This window comes from Paraeggerthella hongkongensis, from assembly GCF_003726035.1.
In the GTDB taxonomy this organism is placed as follows: domain Bacteria; phylum Actinomycetota; class Coriobacteriia; order Coriobacteriales; family Eggerthellaceae; genus Paraeggerthella; species Paraeggerthella hongkongensis.
The window spans coordinates 18,606-41,906 of the sequence record NZ_QICD01000001.1 but is presented as its reverse complement, the minus strand read 5'-3'; the positions used below and the strand labels follow the sequence as shown (position 1 = coordinate 41,906).

The following is a 23,301-nucleotide window of genomic DNA, read 5'->3' as shown; positions in this document are numbered from 1 at the left end:
CAATGCGAAGACGGATGCCGCAGCCCCTCATCCCCCTGTTGCGCCTTGCCCCCGCCCCTCACTTTGAACCAGCCCATTCCGTCACGAATCGTTCGTACAGTTGCGTCTGATGAAAGAGCCGCAAAAACCAAACCACCTCACCGTCTATGCGATACACGATGACATACTTGAGAACGTAGTGCTCCCTGTAGGAACGACCAAGCCAACGAGGTCTGCTGGAAACAGCATTCATAAACGGGCTGCATGTTAAAAGCTCCTTTGCACGATCAACGGCACGCACCATGCGCTCAGCAGCATTCGGCGAACCGCAATCAACCATCAGGTACGACAGGACATCTCGAAGATCATCGTCGAACGCATCCGTTACGCAGATACTAAAATCCGTATTCATCCCGAATCCTAGCGCGCATATCTTCGTATGTCATATAGCGTCCCTCTTCGATATCTCGCTCTGCTTCCTCGACCTTCTCCCTCACCGAGACCACTTTCTTTTTCAAAGAGCAGTATTGCTCAATCAGTTCCTCGCCTTCGTAACCTTCCGAGATCAAATGGCGCAGGATATCAACCGTCACATCCTCGTCTTCCACCTCAAGAGGCTGAAGGAACATCCCTTTGTCGGTCCAGGTGCACAGGGCGTACTCCCCAAAGCCAGCCTTTTCATATATTTTCGCCGGGATGGTGATCTGCCGTTTGCTCGATATTTTGATAGCTTGAGGCTTTTCCAAAACCGCAACGTTCATATCCTTCTCCTTACCAAGCGCTTGGTTCTTGGCGGCAGTATACCATAAGGGTACATTTGTTCGCAATATAAGGGCCGTATGAACTTTGTGCGAAGCCTTGTCATCCGTTTCGATTACCCTCTTGCATGCACCTGGCGTTCAAGGTAGTATTCCAGTTAATGAGATTTATTCTCATTAAGATTTTAAGATGAGAAAACGAACCAAGACGAGAAGGAGCATGCATCCATGAAAGTGCGCGCGCAAATCCCTACCGCTGACAACTCCACGAACATGAACGGCTTCGGCACGTGCGAAGTCGGCTCCACGCTCGACAACCTGAAGGCAGCCATTGGCGGCGAGACGGGCGCTTCCGCAAAGTACGCCGCATTCGCCAAGGCCGCCAAGGAGCAGGGCTACGATCAGATCGCCCGCCTGTTCGAAGCCACCTCGGCAGCCGAGCAGATCCATATCGGCTTGGAATACGCGTTGGTAGCCGAGATGGAGCCGGGCTATGAGAAGCCCGCAGCCCCCGAAGCCGAAGGCGCTCAGACCGACTTGAACCTTATCATGGGAGCCCAGGGCGAGATCTTCGAGACCTCTGACATGTACCCGGCGTTCATCAAGAAGGCCCAGGAAGAGGGCAACGCCAAGGCAGTCCAGGTGTTCACGCGCGCCAAACTGGCCGAGTCCGTGCATGCCGAGCGCTACCTGGCCGCCTACAACGACCTCGACGCTGCCGACGACGACGCGTTCTACCTGTGCCCCATCTGCGGCTACATCCACAAGGGCGAGGATTTCGAGAAGTGCCCCATCTGCTTCTGCCCGAAGGCTTCCTTCAAGGCGTTCTAAGCTAACCTTTTCACCTACACAAGAAACGGCCGCCTCATCGGGCGGTCGTTTCGCATTGTTTCATACCATGCGCCCAACAACACGGACGACGCGAAATCCCGGCAAACGTCCGTCGCCGCCCACCATGTCACCCTTCAAACAAGAGAGGGCACCATGAACCAACGTCGATGCATCACCGCATCCTCCACCGTCGAAGACATCCTCGCCCACAACCGCTCGTTCGTCGAGCAACGCGAGTTCGAACGCTACGCCACCGACAAGTACCCTGACAAAAAACTCGCCATCGTTTCGTGCATGGATACGCGCCTGACCGAGCTGCTGGCGGCGGCTCTTGGCTTGAAGAACGGCGATGCGAAGATCATCAAGGTAGCAGGAGGCGAAGTTTCTCACCCATTCGGCAGCGTGATGCGATCGCTCTTGATCGCCGTATGCGAACTGGGCGTGGAAGACGTCATGGTGGTCGCGCACACGAACTGCGGAGCGCAACACATGAGCGGCGCGAGCATGGTAGAAAACATGAAGCGACTCGGCGTATCCCCCGAACGCATCGAATTCGCCCGCCATTGCGGGATAGATTTCGACCATTGGCTGGCAGGCTTCGGAGATACCGAAGAGGCCGTGCGGAAAAGCGTCGACATGGTGCGCAAACATCCGGTCATGCCTCCGCATGTACGCGTAGGCGGATACGTGATGGATTCCAAAACCGGCGAACTCACGGCCATCTGCTAAGCCCCGAACGTACAACGAAAAATGGATTGTCGCCCGAAACGTACGGTTTTCGCGGCAAAACCGTACGTTTCGGGCGACAATGCGCCTGCGGCAGTGCGCGCACAACGACCTATGCCCCTCTACCCCTTCGGCGTTTTAAGGGAATCCGCCATGCTGCTCAACGCAGAATCGCTGAAACCTTCGCTGTAGGCACTCGGAATGACCACGGTGCCGCCCGAGCCTTTCACGCTTTCGTACAGTAGGTGCATCGTGCGCAAGCGCAAGGCAACTTCGTTCTCCTCGTACACGTGCGCAGCGTCAACCAACATAGAAGAAATATCCTTCTCCACCTCAGCCAACATCATGCGAGCGTTCTTTTCGCGCTCAGCTTGAGCTTCGGTGGACATGACTTCTTGCAGCTCCTGCGGAATAACGATGTCGCGAATTTCCACCGACAACACGGTTATACCCCACAATGACGTGCGATCCTCGATAACCTCTTGGAGCTCCTGATCAAGCTGATTGCGACGAATAGCCACCTCACTCACGCTGGCCCGGCCGATGGCGTCGCGCAAAGCCGTCTGCGCCGCCAGCGAGACGGAGTTGTAGTAGTTCTCCACCTCAAGACACGCTTTCTCAGCATCCCATACCATCCAAAACAACACCGCATCCACGTTGATGGGAACCAAATCGCTGGTCAACGTTTCTTCTGCACCGAAACCCGTCACCATGATGCGCTGGTCAGCCTTGAGCGCAGTTTGTTCGATAAACGGAATGGTGAAGTACAGGCCGGGACCTTTCGTGCGGCTGAATTTGCCGAACCGCAGCACCACGACCTTCTCCCACTGCATAGCAATATGGACCGACATAATGGCCAAAGAAGCAAGGGCGAATGCCGCAACCATGCCCCATACGTTGAACCCATCCGCTACGACATAACCAACAGCAAGCGATATCGCGAACACCGCCACGAATACAAACACCGAAAACGCAAGCGGCCCGTTCTGAGACGTCCTGCGGTCCGTGCGCGAATTGTACTGCTCGATGGAAAACGGCTTGCTCGCTACCGCTTCAGTCTGTTTTTTCCCTTTGCGACTTTTCATACAGCCCCCGCCTCATGCTATCGCTCGAACCTGTTTCCCGCTGAATCTTATGGGCAACATCGATCATTCTGAGCATGACCTCGTCGATCGTCATCCCAAGCGCCAAGCACCGCTTGATGCTCTCCTCTATTTCCGTGTCAGCAATAGATCGCACGTCATCGGCAGCAAGACCCCCGATATCGCGCACAAATACGCCTCGCCCGCGAACCGATTCAACATAACCGTCATGCTCAAGATTAACGTACACCTTGCTCACCGTGTTGTAATTGATGGCCGCCTCAGCGGCAAGCGTGCGCACGCTGGGCAGCTGATCGCCCGGATTGTAGTGGCCCGTCTTGATCAAGTAGACGAACCGGTTGCGCAACTGCACCCACACGGGCAGCCCGGATGATTCGTCTATCTCGAATAACGCCATACCACTTCCCTTATCCGTGCGCATAATGATTATTCGCTCTGCATTGTACAAGAATCAAGCCAGGCCCGCGCCCGCAACCGCACGACCTCAATGCATCCCCGACCAAACAACGCAGAAGCGCAAGATAAGACCGCCCACGATGCATAGCGCGTCCACCGGAAGCAAGCGGAGGGAGCGCTTCGAAAGCGCCATAAACGCCTCCACTCCAAGGGGAAGAGCCAACCCCATGCCCACCACGCCAACAAGAAACCACGCGCCGAGCCCTTCCCCACCCAAAAGGATCCGCATCGATCCTTCCGCAAACGGATCCACAGCGGCGGCGGCAACAAACGCAGCCAAAGCGACCGATTCCAAGCACAGTACGCCAAGATGCACCCGATGAAGCGCCGTCGTCCAACCCTCCAACAGCTGAATGCCCTGCACGAACGGCACCACTAGAAACACCGTCGAAAGCCCCGCTGAAAGCGACGAGAACGCGAACAATGCAGGAATAGCCAGATTGTTCCAAAGTGCAACTGCCTCTACGCACGCCACGTATATGCCGGTATACGTCATCATGCCGATAGACACGACCACGCAAGCAACCTCGGCGATCTTGCGAGCAGCTGCGCGAATGGACGGCATGTACAACATGTTCGACGCCGCCAGGAAGCCGCTTACCAGCAGACTAGCGAGCAGAACGAAAGAGCCAAACGACAGAATTGACCAAGTTGGCCGTGTGAACAGCAGGAAAAACAATTCCGGCCTGCCCAAATCCAACAGCAAGCACAAAGCCGCCAAACACAGCATAGCAAAGCCAATGCCATAACAGCGAGCCTTCAATGCGCCGAATGACTCAGTTTGAGCCTGCGAGCGACTTGTCGTACCATGAAATGCAAGCGACCACAGAGCTGTCACACACAAAACGCCCGCTCCGCATCCTCCAAGAAACAGATACAAAATCACGAACGTCCCCAGCATGGTCGCCTCCCTCCGTTAGACGTTGCCGTCCATGATAGGGTGTTTGCTCTATGTTGCCTAGCCGCGAGCCTTCTTGAACACCTGCGCATCTTCATCAAACGTCACATCAAAGCGCCCTGCGTACAGCTCGCAAAGGCCGAACACGAGCTCTCCAACCCCGCGGAAGTAATCCGAGGTTGCGCTCTTCTCGACACTGTAGCGCCACGCCGCCAGCCAAGGCAGAACATGCTCAGACAAAAATTCTTCCTGCTCGGATGCCGCTTTACCGGCAGCCTCTTCGTCGTTGGCGGCAAGGGCGTCCGCTTCAAGCGCAACCAGCCGGCTCACGAAACCCAGCATAAGCCCTAGATGGTCGTCCGGCTCAGAGTAAAGCTTTTCTATTTGCAAGCCGTATCGGCGATACCAATCCCGCACTTCAAGCGTACGCTTTCCGAACAAGTGACTATTCGGCTCGCGGTAGAACGACTCCCAGCAAGGCGCGTCTGGCGTGCCCACACCAAGGAACAGCCGAAACCACTCCCGACGAAGGGAACCCATGCGATCCTCGAAGGCCGCGGCATCTGCATCGGGAGCGCACTCGTCAAGCCAGGAGCTCATGAGCTCCAGACCATGGCAGACGCGCTTGCTTTCCATGCCATAAGGCGCGGTTGCAAACATCCGACTACGCGCGCAGTTCGCCACATTTTGGCTGTCAGGCTCGCAATACAAAAGCTGGGAAGCCTGCGCAAACACGACTTCCGCTGACGAAAGCTGGTCTTCGCTGTACGAAATTCCCATAGTGACCTCCTATAAACACGTACCGCCAAAAACCGAACGGGGAGGGAGGGTCATCCGGCTTTTGGCGGCAGCGTTGATCGATACCCCGCCGCCAAACGTACGGCGGCGGGGCAGGTTGCTCTACACTTCTTCTTCCAAGTTCACAAGTGCGCCCGTACCGCTGCCAGTCTTCTGCGCGTCGCGGTGCGGCTTCATGATAAGGTTCGGGTGCGTCGTATCCTTTGGCAGAGGCTCAACCTCGATGTCGCCCTCGCCGTACTTCGCGATCATGTCCTCGCGCGTGCCGAAATCAAGCGCACGCATGGGGCAACCGGTGACGCAAATAGGTTTTCCACCAGCTTCGATCTCGGCCTTGCACATGTCGCACTTCATCATGTAGCCCGTTTCTTCGCCAAACGTCGGCGCGTCATAGGGACACACAGTCGAGCATGTCTTGCAGCCGATGCACACTTCATGATCGGTCCACACAATGCCGGTTTCGCCGTCTTTCTGCATGGCGCCCGTCGGGCAGTTCTTCACGCACGCCGGATCAACGCAGTGGTTGCAGGCGATGGACGTGAAGTACCCGAACACGCCATCGGGAACGTAACTACCCGCTTCGTTTTTCGCCCAGGTACCACCCGCATAGTTGAGGACCCTGCGGTACAGGTTGTTCACCGGCAGTTTATAGGTCTCCTTGCAAGCAACCTGGCAGGTCTTACAACCGGTGCACTTGCCCTGATCGAAGTAGAATGCGTACTGGGTCATGATGCGCCTCCCCTATTCTCCGATGCCCACGGGCATAACGATGGGCCTGTTCTTATCGGGGTCAAGCTTCAAATTCCCCGTGTACTTCTCAACTTGGACGAGCGTGCCCGTCCAAGCTTGGCATCCACCACCCGAAGATTTGGGAGCCTGCAAGACGTTAGGACACCCGCCAAGATCAATCCCCGTTTCTTCATCAATCTGGAACCAAGATCCATCCTGAATTGCAACCGCACCGGGAACAAGCGTAGGAATGACCTTCGCAGGCCTGAGAACTTTTCCGTGCGGGCTGGTCATAAGCACCGCATCGCCATTCTTGATGCCACGCGCTTCTGCGTCAACCGTACTTATAAAGCACTCCTGCGGGAAAGCCTCTCGCAGCGACACCACGTTATCGTTCACGGAGTGAGCTCGACGCAAAGAATGGGGGGTCCAGAGGAGAAGCGGGTACTCTTCGGTCTGGGTTCCCGCTCCCTGCTCCGGATCGCCGATTTGGTACATACCAATAGGCGCAATCGTAGAATAGCCAACGGAGTTAATCATGAAAGCAGCTGTCTCGCAATAAATCTCGAACTTGCCGGAAGCGGTCTTGAGCGGATTCGCTTGCGGGTCGGAGATAAATGCCATGTACGGCTCGGGAATAAACATGTCCTCGGACAAATCGGCTTTCAAAATACCTTTTTCGCGGAACTCCTGGAACGTGAACTTACCTTCCTGCGGGGCGCCTTCGACGCCAGGGAAATACTGGTCGATCTCATCCTGGGTAATCGTAAGCAAAGGCGAAGCCTCGAACGTCGTTCCATCCATATACTTTGCATCGCGAACCGTAGCGTAAGTGCGCTCGGCATCGCTCAGTGTATTAACGACCTTCGGATCAAGCCCCAAACGAGCAGCAAGCTCTTCGGCAATCCAGCTCTCGTACTTCGACTCGTACAAAGGATCGATCACTTTGTCATACCACAACGCGGAAGCATAATCTCCGCTGAATGCTTTGCCGGGCTTTTCCCAGAACGTCGAACAAGGAAGCACAACATCACAATACTGGCGAGTTGAATCAAAGAACGGATTAACGCCCCAAACGAAATCCATGCCTCGCACAGCCTTGATGCCGTTCATGGTGTCGGGGATCTGGTTGAGCGTGCTCATATGCCCGCCAAAGTACGCTGCATGAATATCGACCTTACGCTTGCCCGTAGGCCAGCAGTCGCGTCCGTACTCGCCAGAAAGAATGGAACGCCAGCATTCGGAAGGCTCCAGGTTCAGCCAGCCATCCGGATCCTTCAACGTGGCAAAAGAAGGGATGGGGTAATACATGTAAACCGGAGCGCCAGCAGGCTGAAGCGGATTTGCAGGATCCGCGTCGACGGGGCAGTATTGCCCAGGGTTAACACCGCTGCTGGCAAAATCCTTCACGCCCGACCAACCAAAGTAGTGGCCAGGGGTGCCAATGCCGCCGTGCATGAGGGCCATGGTATAGAAGCTCTGCACAAACTGCTCGCCGGCAGGGATCTTCGATGCCGACTGCGCGCAGTTGAAATCCACCTTATCTACCGAGGCAATCTCGGCGGCCAAGGAGCGGATTTTGTCAGCGGGCACGCCGCAGATCTTTTCAGCCCACTCAGGAGTCTTCGGCGTCATGTCATAGCCAGTTCCCATGACGTAATCTTTCCAGGAAGCATTCTCGGGAGCGCCTTCGGGCATATGGTCGCCATCGAATCCGATGCAATACGTATTCAAAAACTCCTGGTCGTACGTCCCGGCGTTGATCCATTCGTAGCAAATCGCAATAACGAGTGCCGTGTCGGAGCCGGGAAGAATCGGGATCCATTCGTCAGCAGCCATTTGAGCCGTCTGGCTCAGCCACGGATCAATAACGATAACCTTGGCCCCGCGCCTACGGCATTCATCAAGATATAGGGTATGGTTGCCGGATTTGTTCGCCGCCCAGTTGCACCCGAATACCACATGGAGGTCGCTGGTGACAAGCTGCAAATGATGCGGGGTAACGGTCATAGCCATACCACCGAGCATATGGGTATCGATGACCGACCATGAACCGAAAGACACGGTACCAGCTTCAGCATGGACCGATCCGCCAAGCGCATTCAAGAGACACACGTTCTGGTCATAATAGCCGTCGCCGATATTGCTGGATGCACCGCACAGGATTCCCGTCGGACCATACTTGTCGAACATTTTCTTAATGCCCTCGGCAACAAGATCCAGAGCCTCGTCCCACTCCAGGCGCTCCCATTCATCAATGCCGCGCAGCTCGCCATGAGGGTCGTCCAAACTGAAGTTCTTTCGCTTCATGGGATACTTGATACGCGCAGGAGAAAGCACTTCGCTGATCTTAGCGCGACCGCGAAGGCAGGATCGGCGCTGAGGCACTGCGTACGTATCTTCTTCCGCCTCGTCCGTTCGGATCTTCAGCGGTACGCCGTCCTCAACGTATACCCTGTTCAAACAACGGGAAGAACCGCAGCTACAGTTGTTGTAGCAAGGAGCATTAAGCCACTGACCCGCTTTTTTCCCAGCGCCGTCTTGAGAAGCGGCGTCGCCATCGCTTCCGCTCGGAGTACAACCAGCGAAACCCACCAGCGCTGTCGCACCCGCAGCAGCCGTGCCCCATTTGACGAAATTACGTCGTGTTAATGTCGTTCCCACATTACCCCCTCCAGATCGCATTCCGGAGAACAGTCCCGACCGAGACCGTCCTCCAACAATTCTCCGTCGACCCATGCATGAGCGTAACCGTCACAACTTCGTATGATAGCTACCTCAGCCATACTATCACCATAGTGTAGGACAGTCAACGAAAGACCGTTGCCCCTATAAACCTATATTGAGCATAATTCACTCACTCAATCCGCTGGTTTACTTTCAATTAGAAATGATCACACTATCATCTATACTATGATAGTGTGACAGTATTCGCGATCAAAGGGGGATGGTCATGAGGTTCATAATCGCACTTATCGTATCCGCCGCGCTCGTTTTTCTCTGCGCAAAACCGCTCAAGAAACACCCGGTCCCGTTCTATTTAGGCGCGCTTGCGCTCGTTGGGCTATATCTATACGGGACAACAATAAACTCCAGCGCAGGGCTTTGGCCTTATTTCATGCCCCTTATGCAACGATGCGCATTGGCGTTCCTCTTGTTCACCGTTGTCATGTTTGTCGGCGTGCTCAGAGAGAATTCGCCTCTGCGATCGCGCCTCATGCCTGTTCGCAGACAGCTCTCCATCCTGGGCTGCATATTCGCCGCAGGACACATCGCGTTTTACACCGCCTCGTACCTTCCTCGCATTACCGCAGGGTTTACAGGCAATCTTACGATCGCGCTTCTTTTGGCCGCTCTCCTAGTTATCATGATGGCTATACTGATGGTAACGTCGTTTCAGATCGTTAAGCACCGAATGACCGCCGCCGCGTGGAAAAGAATCCAGCTCTTCGCGTACCCGTTTTACCTGCTCACGTATGTGCATTTGGCAATGCTCCTAGCACCGTCCGCCCTAGCCGGAAACGAAACCGCCGTAATTAGCCTTACTGTGTACTCCCTGATCACATTTCTCTACGTGATCCTAAGAACCAAAAAGGCCCTTTGCCGCAAAACCACGCACGCCAACGCAACTCCCGCTGCGATGCACTAGCAACTTCCACACGCCCTCCCCTCCCCAACGGGGCGCTCCCCACCAGGAACGCCCCGTTACTCTTTTCGCGAGGCGAACCACGCCCGTGCGCCAGAGCGTCGACATGGTGCGTGCGCATCCCGTCATGCCGCCGCACATGCACGCCACGGGCTGCGCAATGGACTCGGAAACTGGGGAGCTCACCGTCATCCGCTAAGGCCAAGCTCCGAACATACGGCGAAGAGTGCATTGTCGCCCGAAACGTACGGTTTTCACGGCAAAACCGTACGTTTCGGGCGACAATGCGCCTGCGGCAGTGCGCGCACAACGACGTCGACAGCCCCGCAGCGCTATGCCCACAAGTACGTCACCCCGCGCCCTTCGGCGGCGGCCTCGACTCCCCACTGGGCGAACAGGCTGTCGTGATACGTGTCGGGACGGTACGTTTTCGGCTGACCGTAGCCGTCGATCACCTGAATGGCATTCAGCATGTCGCGCGCGATAACGGCAGGATCGTCGGCCTCGGCGGCACTGGCGGGCAGGGCTCGCCACACGTAGGCAAGCGGACGACCGTACTTGTCAATCTGGTTGGTATCGTGCTGCAGCCACAACGTGTCGCCCTCGCCCACAAGCCCTTTCATGTGGTCGGACGCCCATACGCCCTCTTCGCGATTCCGCTCCTTTTGCGGCGCTACGCTTTCGGGCGTGTCTATGCCAATAAGCCTCACCGACGCACGCTCGCCATCGGCAAAAATCACCGCCAGCGTATCGCCGTCTACAACGTGCCGGACCGTCACCTGGTCGAACGCAGCAGGATCCGCGTTCGCACGCTGAACGTCGGTCGAGCGCTTCGCGTCCTGCTCGGCAGCACGGCGCGCATCTTCCGTTACATGCACGGCCTCCCATCCGACAGACGCAGTCGGACGCGCACCCGACCCATCGGGCGAGCCCCCTCCCGACAAAGCAAGCTGCGGTCCCGCCCATGCAGCAACCACCAGCGCAAGCAGTAGCAAACCGCTCGCAATCCTGCCCGCCGGACTCCTTCCCAGCCGCTTCGCCACGCACCGTGCTGCTCGCCGAACGTCCCGCTCCTTCACCGGCGGAAAGCGCCGGTCGCTCACGCCCGCTCCCCTGCGCTCATGATCACGTCGCCGCTCAACGACATGATGTGCACACGCAACACGCGCCCGTTCTCAACCTCCATCCGCCCCGTGCAACGGGGAAACCCGCCGCGCGGGCGAAATGCAGCTCCCGGACACAGAAAATACTCCGCGGGACGAGCGTCTGCGCCGGTCAGCAATTCCGGAACGTGCGTGTGCCCGTGAACGCACACCTGCGGAATGGGATCGCCCGCCGCCAAGGCCGCGCAGCCATTGAAGCCGATGCGAACATCACGGGGGTAATGCGCGACCAAGAAACGCACGCCGTCGATCACCGGATGCGCGAAGCGGCTCACACGAGAACCGTACTCATCGAAATCGTTGTTCCCCAATACTGCCGTTGTGGGGGCAAGCGCCTCCAGGGCGCACAGAATCTCAGGGCCGCCGATATCCCCCGCATGAATGATATAGTCGACGTCGACCATAGCCGCCAGCGCGTCGTCGGACAGATTTCCGTGAGTATCGGATATTAGGCCGATTACCGTCATGTGCGCATCCTTTCCTCGAATGCGCACCAGTATAAGGCATCCGCCAAAGACAAGACTCGCCTTCGTCGAAGCGCCAAAACCAGCGAAGCGCCCCGCACGCGAGCACGACGTTCCCGAGGGTCAACGAGAATGTTACGTTTTAGCACTCTCACTTGACGAGTGCTAAAACGCGTACTATAAATGAATCGTACAAACAAACGACGCAACCGAGGCTTGAGTCACGCCCATGCGACGACGTACCTGCATGACGTGCACGCAAGCCGCACGAAATGGAGATGATGAACATGGCAATGATGGTACCCATGCGCAGGAACCGCAACCTTCTCAGCGAGTTGATGACCGACCCCTTTGACGCATTCCTCAACACGGCAGCCGCGCCAATGCAGGCAATGCAGAAGATGTCGCCCGCCCTCATGCGCACCGACATCAAGGAAACCGACGAGGCATATCAGCTGACCATCGACCTTCCGGGCTTCAAGAAGGAAGACGTGCAGGCAGAGCTCAAGGACGGCTACCTTAGCATCACCGCGCAAACGCAATCCGAATCCGAGGACAAGGATGAAAAGGGCACGTACGTGCGCAAGGAGCGCTTCAGCGGAAAATGCAGCCGCACCTTCTACGTGGGAGACGATATCGAAGAAGACGACATCAAGGCTAAATTCGAAGACGGCGTGCTGAAGATCGCCGTACCCAAGAAGCAAGAGCAGCCCAAAATCGAGGAGAAGAAGACCATCTCGATCGAAGGCTAGCGCAGCATCGGACCGCACTGAAAACGCGGACGGCAGCAAAAGAAACGAGCAGGGCGGCCCCAAAGCCGCCCTGCTCTACGAATGAGGCGAGAGGGCGGAGTCATCGACTCCGCCCTCTCGCCTCATTGCTACACTATACAAAATGCAACAATCGCCTAAGGAGACCCCGTGACCGCAACCGCGCCCCGCCTCAAAGACATCCGACTGGTAGCAGACGGATGGATCAAGAAGTACGTGCTCACCTACACCATGCCGGACGGATCGTTGTACGAATACGAAAGCGCATCCAGAAAAGGAGAAGACGCCTACCGTCGCGCACTCGAAGCAAATGCCGCCGGGAACCCAACTCCTCCCGATGCCGTATCCATCGCGCCTCAAACCCCCGACGGAAAACTGCTCCTGATCAGGGAATTTCGCTATCCGCTGAACAGTTGGTGCATCGCGTTTCCGGCCGGCCTCATGGAGCCGGGAGAAAGCCTGGCGGAATGCGTCGATCGAGAGCTTCGCGAAGAAACAGGGTACGCGCTGCGAACCAACCTAGGCGCTCAAGCAATCGACCCGCTGCCGCAAGCCGGCTTCTCGTCCACGGGGCTAACCGACGAGACCGTGCACGTTGTGTTCGCCCAGGTCGAGAAAGCGGCGGACGCGCAACCGGAACCCACCGAGCTCATCGAGCCGTTCCTGCTCGACATCGCCGACGTCCCGCGATTCCTTGCAGAAAACACCACCCCGTTGGGCACCCGCGTCCAGTTGGTGCTGGAAGCCTTCGCGCGCAGACGGTAGCCGCCAGCGCAAAGACGCCCCACACCAGCGGCCCACGCGACTTCGCGCCTTCGCACGCCGCAAGCAAACCAGCACGGGCCTCGCCTTCGGTTTTCAAGCCAGGCGAGGCCCGCACGTATCACGGAAAAACGCACATCGCACGCTTCAGCTGCTAACTCTCCAACTTACGACGATAGGCGCGCACCGCAATCAGCGACAACGCTGCCGCCGCACCGGCAATGCCGGCAAATGCCGCAGCGGGAAAAACAGCGTCTCCTGTCTTGGGAATAGCTTGCGCCGCTGCACGGCTGTCCGTTTTTGCAGCAACGACCTTCGCCGCATCAGTCGACCCGGCGGCCTGGCCCTGGCCGCCAGACGGCGCAGGCGAGGATCCGGACGTCCCGGCATTTCCAGGATTCGATGGGACAGGCTTGTCAGACGCGTTGGAATTTCCCGGGGCGTCCCCGCCCGGAGTGCTGGGATCGTTCGGCTCCGGAGCCGGAGGCTCCTCGGCATCGGGAACGCTCACTTCTACGGGCATCGTTGCGATATTGCTCTCGGCACCTTCGCCAATTCGCTCTGCGAACAGGTAAAGCTTGTCGGTTTCTTTATTGAAATCGGCGGGCAGCTCAAATGAGACCGAACCGCTCTCGCCCGAAACCTTGCCCACGGTGCCATAGCCGACAGGGGTACCGGTCCTCCAATCGCTGCCTCGCACCACAAGGGCGGACACTACGCGATCATCCTGATCGAGGGCAGCGCTTCGCGACATTCGACCAGAAGGGGAGGCGTTGGCCGCATACTCTACGGAGATCTTTTCGCCGTCAACGCGAGGGCAGCTCGCATCGAACTTCCAATCATCGTTGATCAGCGTGAGTTTCCAAGCGTTATCTTCGGTGGCCAAAGGCTTCTGAATGCCCGAAGGAGCCGCCGCAGACGCCGGCGTAGTCAACAAAACCTTGCTCGGATCAAGCGTGATACCGGGCTGAACTCCCAGATTGGGGGTATAGGGCATCATAGTGTTAAAGCCGCTTTCAAGGTCTCCGTCTGGCAGAACAATCAAGACCATCGTCATGAACGACGCGCTTTCGTCGGTCGTGCGAGTCAAAAGCGATATCTCCTTCGCCGCACGCGATTCATTGGAAACGAACCCGTAAGCCTTGTTCCGGTAATCCTGTATCGAAAGCGCGAAAACCTTGTCCTGCGTGGCAGGCGCCACCTCTTTCGATGCGTCCGCCAAAGACAACGACTTCACTTCCGTGGTCTTCACCGCTTCCTTGGACAGTGCGTCGAACGTCTTGTTGAACCACTCGTCGTTCAGGTACGTACGCAGCGTGGCGGTATTCCAGAACAACTCGCTGGCAGGAATGGACATATCGGTGTTCCATGCCTGACCGGTAACGGTGTGCTCCGAATTGAGCAGGACCCCATCCTTGGAAGTCTGCAGAACCCTCCAGGAAATCGGCTTCCCTTGGTCGTCCTTGCCGAAGTACACACGGCTGCCAGCCCAGGGCTTGCCCGGAGCGCTCTCGTCCGAAAACGGGGCGTTGAATCCGGAAATACCCAGGTTAACCGTATTGCCGCTACCCGCATTCTCCGCAATGGAAAGCTTATCCATCGCCTCGGTCAACGCCGCGAGCGCGTCGTTGACCGTCGTCTGCGAGTGAGAGGTGTCGGCAGCAACGTCCTTGGCTCGAGCAAGCGCCTCGGAAAGCACGGCGAAGCTCGACGCCGTGTAGGCCGGCGCGGCAAGACCGGAAGCCTTTTCTATGGCCGCGGCAAGCTTGCGGAAGTCTGCCGTGGTGCGAATCGTGCTCCAGTCGAATGCCAGGGTATGTATTTTGTCGGGACTGGCCGAAGTTGCCGTCACCTTCGCCTTGTACAGACCGGTGCTTGCGAAGTAAGGCAGATCGAACGTCCAGGTTGCCCCGCCGTTGTCATGCTGCTCGATCGCATTGTTCGCAGCGACCTCCCCTTCGCGATCGAGAAGCGTTGCCGCCGACACCTGATAGGCTCCTAGAAAATCAGAGTACGGATTGAAACGCAACGTCGCCTTGATGGTGCCGGCTTCGTCAACGTCGAACCGGGCTTCAAGGTCAAGCGCTCGACTTCCCGTGGGGTCCTGATCGGTCACGTCGACATAGTAGGTACGACCCGCTTCAAAGGGGCTTTTCGCCGCAGCGTTCAGCCCCTGAACAGCGTTGTTGACGGCGTCGATCGACGCCTGGAATTGTTCGGGCGTCGAATCAGGATTGGCAAGAACCGCATCCGCATCCGCAATCGCGGCCTTCAACTTACCGAAAGAATCCTCGGTGTAGTCGTTCGCGGAGTACTTTTTGGCGCTTTCCACCAAACCGGCCAGCGTATCGCCCAAGCCGCCCGTCTTCTTCAACGTGGGCCATTTCACGTACAGCAACGCGTCTCTGTTCATGATGTCAGAGCGCATCTCAACGCGATACAAGCCGTCATTGGGCACATACGGCAAGACGAACTGGCAGATAGCGGAGTTGTCTTCGCCCAACTTGAACGAAACCCCTTCGATGAAGTTGCTCTGGGAACCCTCTTCATACACGCCAAGGTCGCTCGCATGCACATCAAGGCCCATGATCTGGGCGGGCACGAAGTGCAGCGTGATGCGCGCCCGTCCCGAACCGTCCACGTCGATCTCGGCGTTTTTAGCCAACATGCCGGCAGACATCGACGGCTCGGAAGGATTGCCGGCGTCATGGACGTCAACCGAAACCGTATAGCTTGACCCTGCATCGAGCGGCGGCGCGACGCCCTCCGCTCGAGCCACGCTCGGCGTAATGCTCAACCCCGTCAGCGCTATCATAAGCGCCAACGCAGCCGCGCATACCCGGCGAACCGGTTGCAACGTACTTGTCATATCGTTCGCTCCTTTCTCATGATTCTTCGTATAGCTTGTCCTTTTGCGGAAAGCCGCTTTCATACCGCCAACACGTACGGCTTGCCCCGTACGCGCACCACGTCCAGGTCAACTCCGTACACCTGGCTTAGAAAACCGGGGGTCACCACATCGTGCGGCGCTCCCTGCGCAACAATCCGCCCCTGCACCAAGGCCACGATCTCATCGCTGTACTCGATGGCTTGATTCATATCGTGCAGCACCATGACCACGGTCATGCCGTGCTCTTCGTTGAGCATGCGCACCAACTTGAGTATTTCCAGCTGGTAGCGCACATCCAAAAACGTGGTAGGCTCGTCAAGCAGCAGCACATTCGCCCCCTGGGCAAGCGCCATGGCCATCCACACGCGCTGGCGCTGTCCGCCCGAAAGCGACGAAATGACGCGATGCTCGACATCCTTCAAATCGCAGGTAGCAAGAGCCCACTCGATCATGCGAGCATCCTGCTCCCGATCGGGCAAAGACCGTCGCACCCCCAGCTTTCGATAGGGAGAACGCCCGTAGCCGACCAAAGTTCGCACCTCCGCGTCAGCCGGAGCCATATTGTGCTGATGCACAACCGACACCAACTTGGCGAAGTCCGCAGGACGCACGTCCGCAACGTTTCCGGCGCGCAAGAACACCCGGCCCTCCTGCGGCTTGAGGCGCTTGGTCATCACGTTGAACAGCGTTGTCTTTCCGGAACCGTTCGCTCCGAGCAGCGTGGTCACCGCCCCTTCGCGCACGACAAGATCCAGCCCCTTGAACACGCGGGTCGACCCGTACGAAAATCCAACGCCCTCAAGGGTGAACGCGTTACCCGCCATACGTATCACGCGCCCTTCTCAGCAGCAAAATGAACGCGGGACCGCCCACTACCGACATGACGACAGCGGCGCTAATCTCGTACGGTGCGGCAATGGTTCGTCCCACGGTGTCGGCCAACAGCAGGCAAAACGCGCCAAGCACCATGGAATACGGAATAAGCAGCCGGTGTCCCGACCCCACCAAAATGCGCGCACAATGCGGGACCACCAAACCCAAAAAGCTGATCGGCCCCACGATAGCCGTGGCAACCGATGCCAGCAAAACGGCAAAAGCGGAAACCACCAGGCGGTTTTTCGTCACGTCCACGCCAAGCGAAGCAGCCGTCTCGTCGCTCAGCGACAAAAGATCGCAACGCCTGGCAACAAACAGGGCCGGAACCAACCCGGCAAGCGCATACCCCGCAAGCGTGAAGAAATCGCTCCACGTTTTAGCCGAGATGTTCGCATCAACCAAGCTGGCAACACCCGTCAACACCCCGCCCGATCCCGTGCTGAACGCCGAAGAAAGCCCGGCGAACAGAGCGCTCACCGCGATGCCGGTCAAGATGATGCGCACAGGCGCGAGCGCTCCCCCTTTCCACGACAACGCGTACACCAGCGCAAACGCAAGAAGGCCCCCTGCGCACGCGGCAATCGGCATGAAAAAGAACAGCGAGGGTGCAAACGCCGTCACCAAAATAGCAGCGAACGACGCGCCCGCGTTGACGCCGATAATGCCCGGATCCGCCAAAGGATTGCGCACGGCCGCCTGCAGCAGCACGCCCGACACAGCCAAGGACGCGCCGGCCACAAGCGCAATGAATATACGGGGGAAGCGCAGGTCGAAAATGGTTGCAACCCGATCGTCGTAGGCCACAAACAAGCCCGCAAGCAGCTCGTCGACAGGCACCTTGAGCGTGCCCGCATTGACGGCGAACGCAAACAGCGCTGCCACGGCACCTACCGTAAGCGCGAATGCCGCGATATTTCTGGCTTTACGCATAGCTCCTTGTCCTAAACGGTTTCGCCGTTGCCGTACAGCAGCGGCTTAAGTTCTTCGAGCGCTTCCGGATAGGCAAACGTCGCGCTCATTCCGAATCGCTCATGCGAAAGGTCGTAGACGCGCCCCGCACGCACGGCACGGAAGTGCTTCCACGTGTCGTTCGAGGAAAACTCCTGAGCGAACATCTCCATGACCTGGTCGGGAAGAGCATGTGACGTACGCAAAATGACATCCGGGTCGCGATCGAGCATGTCCTCGACGCTCACGTTAACGAATGCGTCCGCAGCATCTGCGTACACGTTTTCGCCACCGGCCTGCTGCACAAGGCTGCCCGCGTAACTTCGCGGCGTCGCCACCAAATACGACCCGGGAACGCCCATGAGAACCAGAACGCGCGGGCGGACAAGCCCTTCTATTCCCTGCCGATACGCAGTCATGAACGCTTCGTATTCAGCGCGCGCCTTCAGCGCCTCGGCTTCGCGCCCGAAAGCGATGCCCAGGTAATCCATCGAGCGATGCAAGCCCTCCACGCTGTTCAGGTCAACGAACATGGAAGGCGCTCCTATCTGAGCGAACTTCGGCTGCAAGTCGTTCAGCAGCGATCCGGGCGCCACGATGCAATCGGGCCGCAACATCGACAATTTCTCCAGGTCGGGTCCCATAGGAGGGCCTACCACCTCCGCATCGCCGTATCGCTGCGGCAATGCGCGCGACGTAGCGGGAACGCCCACCAGGTCAAGGTCAAGCCGATCGCACATGCTTGCAACGGCCGGCGAAGTGGCCACGATGCGCTTTCCCGATCGCTCGTCCCCGCCGTCGCGCGCAGGATGCTGGTCCACGCACGAGGAAAGGGCGCACAGCACAGCCAGGCACAGCGCCGCAAGCCCAGCCCGGGCAAACGTCTTCCTGCTCATGCAACGAAGCCCTAAGCCTCGGGCGGCGCGCTGCCGCCATGCCCCGCTGCCGCTGCGGCAGCGCTATCGCTTCGCGCCTTGCGCTTGCGACCGTACGCCAGGTAGTACGTCGCAGCCACGGCCGCGACTGCCGCCGTAGCTGCGACCGCGGCAATCGCATACGTCTGCGGAGAAGCGAAGATCGGGGCGGCAGAGCCCGTCACCTCGCGACCTTCTCCGTCGAACTCCCTCACGCCCGAACCTGCGGAATCGCCGGACACGGCAGTTGAAGCGGCAGAACCCTCCAACGCTTCGCTCGATCCCCGAGCCGTTCCACCGTCCGGCGCTTGGCCCTGCTCGGACCCCTGGCCAGCAACGATGCTTTCGACAAAACCTTCCGAGTTTCCGGGAGCCGCATCGGACAACTGCACGAAGTACACCACCGAGCGCCCCATGGGATGCACATACATCGAAATGCGCAACGTAGCCTGCGCCGATGCCACCTGCGCACGATAGTCCGCCGTATTGAGCTCGGCATCGCGCTGCATTACCTCGGCCGCAACGTCCTCGGCATAAACGCCCGTACGATCGACGTCGGAGGCAATGCTGACCTCGCCGATCTGGTCAGCTTGGGAAAGCCTGATGGTCACGAACTCGCTTCCGTCCGCATCTTTCTCGACAAGCGCCGAGGATCCGGTAATGCCTTGGCTCATCGACGTCCCCAAAGCCTCGCTTGCCTGCCCGCCCGAATCCTCGATCACGCCGGTGTCGGGATTAGCGTAGCTCGCATGAACCGCAGCTGTCGAAACCGATGAAACTACCGCATGAGCAGGAGAACCGCCAACGGAAAGCGCAGCAGAGAACGCCAGGGCAACAACGGCGACAAACGCGCGCGAGGACTTCACGGCGAACGATGACCGCACGTTCAACGACCTTCCCCTCGCCCCTGCAGCGAAAAGCGTCGCCGCGCTGCCGCGCCGACCGCAACCGCTCCCGCCGCAACCGCAGCGGCTCCCGCGGCAACAGACAAGCCGTCGTCACCGGTCTTCGGCAGATACGAACCTTGCGCACCGCCGGAAGCGGGACTATTGCCGGTCTTTCCGCTGGTCGGAACACCTGCGTCGCCCGACCCCAAATCCTTCACCTTTGCATCTCCCAAATACAGATGCAGGTCGGCAGACACGTCGCCGCCGCCCATTTCGCGCATGGGCTTGATGGTCATCGTGATGGGCAGCACCACGGTATTCTTCGAAGCTGCGATCACCACGCTGTACGTACGGCTTGCGCCGTTTTCGCTCACCACCGAGGCCGCGTATCCGCCGTACGAGAGTTTTTCGACGTAGTCCGACCTGTTCGTCGTGAAGCGCACTTCGAACATGCCATCGGAACGAGGAACCACGTAAGCGGTGTCGCCGAAATACTGATCGGCCATCGACAGCTCGCCGGAATTTGCCTTGTAAAACTTCATAGGCACGGCATACGTATGCCCGGCAACGTATTCGGCGCGAGAGGAAGCGGCGCTCGGCTGCTGAGGCTGCGAGGGAGTTGTCGTCGAGTTCCCGTTTCCGTTCGAGGCATCGGTATCCGGCTTTTCAGGCGTCGGAGCAGGCTGTTCGGTTCCGGAACCCTCCGGAACAACGGGGTCGACCGCATCAGGCGAGCCGTTGAACGTCTCGATAGCCGACGCTAAATCCGCTTCGGCAGCCACGATCTCCTCCGGCGTTGCAGCGGCGCCCTTTTCCACAACGGCACGGGCGCGCGCGATAGCATCCTGCAAAGATCGATACGCCTCGTCGCTCTTGCCACCCTGCGCGATGGCGGCGGCTTCATCGACAAGGGTCTCCAAGGGTCGGCCCTCGCCGTCAAGGCTGTCAACCGTCAAGCCGCTCCAGTCGATCAGGACCGCAGCGGTCTGGCGATTGTCGCCCATGGCCTGCGCGCCAAGTCGCAATGCAACGTAACCGGAAGTCTTGGCAACCTCGCCCAAAGGAACATCCGCCACGAACGGCCTACCGGCTTCGCCGCCAAAGTCCACAACTGCAACATCGGTTCCGTTGGTGACAAGCGCGTTCCCACCCACGTGATACGACCCGAAATATCCCAGGTAGTTGCAGTACTGACCCAGAACCTGCCCGCTCATATTGAGGCTGAGCGTGTACGCCCCATGACGCACCGTCAGCAAACCAATCGGATCCAGCGCACTGCTTGCAATCGAACCCTGAGACGAACTCAAGTTGGAAGCCTGCAGCATACGCACCGGAACCGCATAAGTTCCGTTCGCAAGATTATCCTTATCCAAGGAGATAGAGCTTCCCGTCGCTGCCTCTGCAGTCGGCATCGGCGCTGCGCCAACAGCCATGGCCTGCGCCGGCACTGCGCCCGCCGCCAAAGCAAACGCCAGCGCAACAGCGGAGCCTCGCGCGACAACGCCCGCCTTCATCGAATGTTCCATGGATATCCTTTCGTGTCGAACCGCCCGCTTCAAAGGGCTTTCCCCTGCATTACATGCATGCGAAGTATATTATTAGCTTAGTCGTAATATGTTATCTAAGGCTAACTTTTTGACACGATACCACAGAACTTTACAAATTCCTATGCAAAAGTTTTTCCGAACTTTGCCGCTACGCCAAAATCGGCACGGCTCGAAGGCGCCGTTTTGCCACGCACCTCGCTCGCTCGAAGCGGCAATCCCATCAAATGGGTGGCAGCGTTTCCTATGCGGAGAAGGCGCGCGCACGAAAAATCGCTTTCCGTGGCAGGTTTTGACGGTTTGGGGGTGCGGCAGGATTCTTGGACTGCTCAGGCTGTCAGCCCGAGTCTTTTGCGACGACCTTCGATGGTCTCGTAAGACGTCTTCTTCCCATTGGCCTTGAACGCCTTGAGACGACCGTCATTGTACCAGGGAACGTAGTGCTCGACGGCCTCGAACAGCTCGGCCACCGAAGCCCCCGCCCGAACGAGCGAATGGAAGAGCTCCACCTTCGCCCGGCCGAAGAAGCCCTCGCACGCCGCGTTGTCGGGGCTGTGCCCCTTGCGCGACATCGAGCGCACGAGCCCCGCCTCCTCGCACAGCGCGATCCATTCCCTCCAACGGTAGTGGCCCCCGCGATCGGAGTGTATGATCGGGCGCTGCCCGTCTCGAAGCGTCGCTATCGCATCGCGGAGCGTGTCGTTGGCGAGCGCCGCGTCGGGGCTCTTCGACGCCCGCCAGGCGACGGCCTTGCCGTCGAAGCAGTCGACGATGGCCGACAGGTAGCACTTGTCGTCGCGGCCCTTCATCTCGGTGATGTCGGTGAGCCACACCTCGTTGGGCGCGTCCGCGACGAACGCGTGCCTTCCGCGCTCGTCGAGCAGGAGGTTGTCCGGCGCGTCCGACGCCTCGCCCGCATAGGAGCTCCATTTCTTCTCCGACCTCGAGCAGCGGGCGACGAGGCCGAGCCTGGCCATCGCCTCTCGCACCTTGCGCTCGGGGGCGCGGACGCCCTCGCCCTCGAGCTGCGCTTTGAGGCGCCGGTAGCCGTAGATCCCCCTGTTCTTCGAAAACGCCTTGGTCACGGCCCTGTCGAAGTCCTCGTCCGGCATGCCGGACGGGCTATCGAGCCTCGCCCGGTGGTAGTGGTAGGTACTCTTCGAGATGCCCAAGAACGTCAAGATCCGGGCCAGGGAGTACCCGAAGTCCCGCCTCAGCTTCTCTCCTAACCCGACGAGCCGCCTCTTCGAGAGGCTCTCCGGGCTTGCGGCTTTTGGGTCGCGCATCAGCTCCTTGTAGACGCTCACTTCGAGAAGCGCCTCTTCGAGCTCGGCCCGGAGCTCGGCTGCCCCGTCATCCGGTTCTTTGGCTTCCATCATGGACGGTCCCGCCTTCTGCGTATCCTTGTCCGGCGCAACCGATGCGCCCGTTTCGGACACGATAGCACGCTTTCGGTCCTTCCGGACCCAGCCGGTGATGACGCGCGCGTCGGTGATGACGCGCGCGTCGGTGATGCCGAGGCGCCGGGCGATATGGGCGCGCTTCTCGCCTAGTTTGTAGAGGCGGACGGCCTCGTCCACGGTGCCCTGGGGATAGCGGGCGTGGGGCGCATGGTCGACTTGCCCGTTGACCCTGGGCCTTTCGGCCGGAAGCTCTCCCCGCTCGGCTTGCCTCGCCCATTCGGACAATGCCGTGCGGGACGGACGCCCCCATTTTCTCTCGGCGGCGCGAGGCGTGAGCCCTTCGGCCCACATCGTTTCGACGTACCTGACTCTCTCCCGCTCCGTGTACATGCAGCGCCCTCCTCACGACCCCTTCGGGGTCATTCGATCGGTCGTGGACCGCCTCGAGGCGGTCCAACTTTCTGCCGCATCCCCGTTTGAGGTCGTCGAAGCCGGCGAATCGCGCGCACCCGAAGACATCACGCAACGACCTAACGCCGTGATCAGGCAAAACAGAATGCAAATCAGACGACGAGAGAAGCGGCGCCCCGTTCGACGACCTCAAACCGCAAGAACCTGCCAGCCATCAAGCTTTTACGAACCCCACGTGCAAAACAAGGCGGCCGAAGACGCGCGCAGCCGTCGCCGGGCGGCTGCGCGCGTCTTCGGCCGCCTCGCATTCCTCAGCCAAATCGTTTTCTCAACCTGGCACGCAAT

The 23,301-nt window shown here is 58.8% G+C and carries 22 protein-coding genes; 5 read left to right on the top strand and 17 right to left on the bottom strand.

Annotated elements, in window-relative coordinates; genetic code table 11:
- Nucleotides 1-58: 58 nt before the first annotated feature.
- Nucleotides 59-391: a type II toxin-antitoxin system RelE/ParE family toxin gene (locus DMP08_RS00205; RefSeq protein WP_123191004.1), complete on the bottom strand. Its 333-nt coding sequence runs from the start codon at nt 389-391 to the stop codon at nt 59-61.
- A complete protein-coding gene (locus tag DMP08_RS00200) occupies nt 375-740 on the bottom strand; it encodes a delta-aminolevulinic acid dehydratase (RefSeq protein WP_123191003.1) in 366 nt (121 codons plus the stop codon). The genes DMP08_RS00205 and DMP08_RS00200 overlap by 17 nt, the downstream gene beginning before the upstream one ends.
- Nucleotides 741-965: 225 nt before the next feature.
- Between DMP08_RS00200 and ngr the strand changes: the two genes are divergently transcribed.
- Both ngr and DMP08_RS00190 read left to right on the top strand, forming a co-directional pair.
- Entirely contained in the window at nt 966-1,568 is a 603-nt protein-coding gene (gene ngr / locus DMP08_RS00195; RefSeq protein ID WP_123191002.1) for a nigerythrin, read from the top strand.
- Between the two features lie 153 nt (nt 1,569-1,721).
- On the top strand, nt 1,722-2,297 hold the full coding sequence (locus DMP08_RS00190) for a beta-class carbonic anhydrase (protein ID WP_123191001.1): 576 nt from the start codon (nt 1,722-1,724) through the stop codon (nt 2,295-2,297).
- A 119-nt stretch (nt 2,298-2,416) separates the two neighbouring features.
- Here the strand turns inward: DMP08_RS00190 and DMP08_RS00185 are convergent, their stop codons facing one another.
- The 6 genes from DMP08_RS00185 to DMP08_RS00160 all read right to left on the bottom strand — a co-directional run bounded on the left by DMP08_RS00185 (nt 2,417) and on the right by DMP08_RS00160 (nt 8,942).
- On the bottom strand, nt 2,417-3,379 hold the full coding sequence (locus DMP08_RS00185; protein ID WP_123191000.1) for a slipin family protein: 963 nt from the start codon (nt 3,377-3,379) through the stop codon (nt 2,417-2,419).
- A complete protein-coding gene (locus tag DMP08_RS00180; protein WP_123190999.1) occupies nt 3,348-3,794 on the bottom strand; it encodes a GntR family transcriptional regulator in 447 nt (148 codons plus the stop codon). The genes DMP08_RS00185 and DMP08_RS00180 overlap by 32 nt, the downstream gene beginning before the upstream one ends.
- An 87-nt stretch (nt 3,795-3,881) precedes the next feature.
- On the bottom strand, nt 3,882-4,754 hold the full coding sequence (gene nrfD / locus DMP08_RS00175; RefSeq protein WP_123190998.1) for an NrfD/PsrC family molybdoenzyme membrane anchor subunit: 873 nt from the start codon (nt 4,752-4,754) through the stop codon (nt 3,882-3,884).
- 57 nt (nt 4,755-4,811) lie between these two features.
- The gene (locus tag DMP08_RS00170; protein ID WP_123190997.1) at nt 4,812-5,531 is read right to left on the bottom strand and encodes a TorD/DmsD family molecular chaperone; all 720 of its coding nucleotides are present in this window, start codon (nt 5,529-5,531) and stop codon (nt 4,812-4,814) included.
- Nucleotides 5,532-5,651: 120 nt separating this feature from the next.
- Nucleotides 5,652-6,278 carry a 4Fe-4S dicluster domain-containing protein gene (locus tag DMP08_RS00165; RefSeq protein ID WP_123190996.1) on the bottom strand — a complete coding sequence of 209 codons (627 nt, stop codon included), beginning with the start codon at nt 6,276-6,278 and terminating at the stop codon, nt 5,652-5,654.
- Nucleotides 6,279-6,290: 12 nt separating this feature from the next.
- Nucleotides 6,291-8,942 (bottom strand): molybdopterin-dependent oxidoreductase, encoded by a 2,652-nt coding sequence (locus DMP08_RS00160; RefSeq protein WP_123190995.1) that lies wholly within the window; start codon nt 8,940-8,942, stop codon nt 6,291-6,293.
- A gap of 289 nt (nt 8,943-9,231) precedes the next feature.
- Here DMP08_RS00160 and DMP08_RS00155 point away from each other — a divergent pair, with 289 nt between their 5' ends.
- Nucleotides 9,232-9,927: a ferric reductase-like transmembrane domain-containing protein gene (locus DMP08_RS00155; protein WP_123190994.1), complete on the top strand. Its 696-nt coding sequence runs from the start codon at nt 9,232-9,234 to the stop codon at nt 9,925-9,927.
- Between the two features lie 329 nt (nt 9,928-10,256).
- Here DMP08_RS00155 and DMP08_RS00150 read toward each other — a convergent pair whose 3' ends face one another.
- Nucleotides 10,257-10,967 carry a thermonuclease family protein gene (locus DMP08_RS00150; RefSeq protein ID WP_161555390.1) on the bottom strand — a complete coding sequence of 237 codons (711 nt, stop codon included), beginning with the start codon at nt 10,965-10,967 and terminating at the stop codon, nt 10,257-10,259.
- A gap of 56 nt (nt 10,968-11,023) precedes the next feature.
- On the bottom strand, nt 11,024-11,554 hold the full coding sequence (locus DMP08_RS00145; RefSeq protein ID WP_123190992.1) for a metallophosphoesterase family protein: 531 nt from the start codon (nt 11,552-11,554) through the stop codon (nt 11,024-11,026).
- A gap of 284 nt (nt 11,555-11,838) precedes the next feature.
- Between DMP08_RS00145 and DMP08_RS00140 the strand changes: the two genes are divergently transcribed.
- Together DMP08_RS00140 and DMP08_RS00135 are read left to right on the top strand one after the other, a co-directional pair.
- Entirely contained in the window at nt 11,839-12,303 is a 465-nt protein-coding gene (locus DMP08_RS00140) for an Hsp20/alpha crystallin family protein (RefSeq protein ID WP_114566288.1), read from the top strand.
- A 168-nt stretch (nt 12,304-12,471) separates the two neighbouring features.
- A complete protein-coding gene (locus DMP08_RS00135; protein WP_123190991.1) occupies nt 12,472-13,086 on the top strand; it encodes an NUDIX hydrolase in 615 nt (204 codons plus the stop codon).
- Nucleotides 13,087-13,237: 151 nt separating this feature from the next.
- On the opposite strand, the gene DMP08_RS00130 is transcribed toward DMP08_RS00135, so the two are convergent.
- From DMP08_RS00130 to DMP08_RS00100, 7 genes are all read right to left on the bottom strand, one after another.
- Nucleotides 13,238-15,952 carry a DUF6273 domain-containing protein gene (locus DMP08_RS00130; protein ID WP_123190990.1) on the bottom strand — a complete coding sequence of 905 codons (2,715 nt, stop codon included), beginning with the start codon at nt 15,950-15,952 and terminating at the stop codon, nt 13,238-13,240.
- Nucleotides 15,953-16,011: 59 nt separating this feature from the next.
- A complete protein-coding gene (locus DMP08_RS00125; protein ID WP_123190989.1) occupies nt 16,012-16,797 on the bottom strand; it encodes an ABC transporter ATP-binding protein in 786 nt (261 codons plus the stop codon).
- A complete protein-coding gene (locus tag DMP08_RS00120) occupies nt 16,787-17,779 on the bottom strand; it encodes a FecCD family ABC transporter permease (RefSeq protein ID WP_123190988.1) in 993 nt (330 codons plus the stop codon). The genes DMP08_RS00125 and DMP08_RS00120 overlap by 11 nt, the downstream gene beginning before the upstream one ends.
- Nucleotides 17,780-17,790: 11 nt before the next feature.
- Nucleotides 17,791-18,693, bottom strand: coding sequence for a heme ABC transporter substrate-binding protein IsdE (gene isdE / locus DMP08_RS00115; RefSeq protein ID WP_123190987.1), 903 nt, complete (start codon nt 18,691-18,693; stop codon nt 17,791-17,793).
- 11 nt (nt 18,694-18,704) lie between these two features.
- Entirely contained in the window at nt 18,705-19,595 is an 891-nt protein-coding gene (locus DMP08_RS00110; RefSeq protein ID WP_244596728.1) for a heme-binding Shp domain-containing protein, read from the bottom strand.
- Nucleotides 19,596-19,597: 2 nt separating this feature from the next.
- A complete protein-coding gene (locus tag DMP08_RS00105) occupies nt 19,598-21,124 on the bottom strand; it encodes an NEAT domain-containing protein (RefSeq protein WP_123190985.1) in 1,527 nt (508 codons plus the stop codon).
- A gap of 347 nt (nt 21,125-21,471) precedes the next feature.
- Nucleotides 21,472-22,935 carry an IS3 family transposase gene (locus DMP08_RS00100; protein WP_123190984.1) on the bottom strand — a complete coding sequence of 488 codons (1,464 nt, stop codon included), beginning with the start codon at nt 22,933-22,935 and terminating at the stop codon, nt 21,472-21,474.
- Nucleotides 22,936-23,301 lie beyond the last annotated feature (366 nt).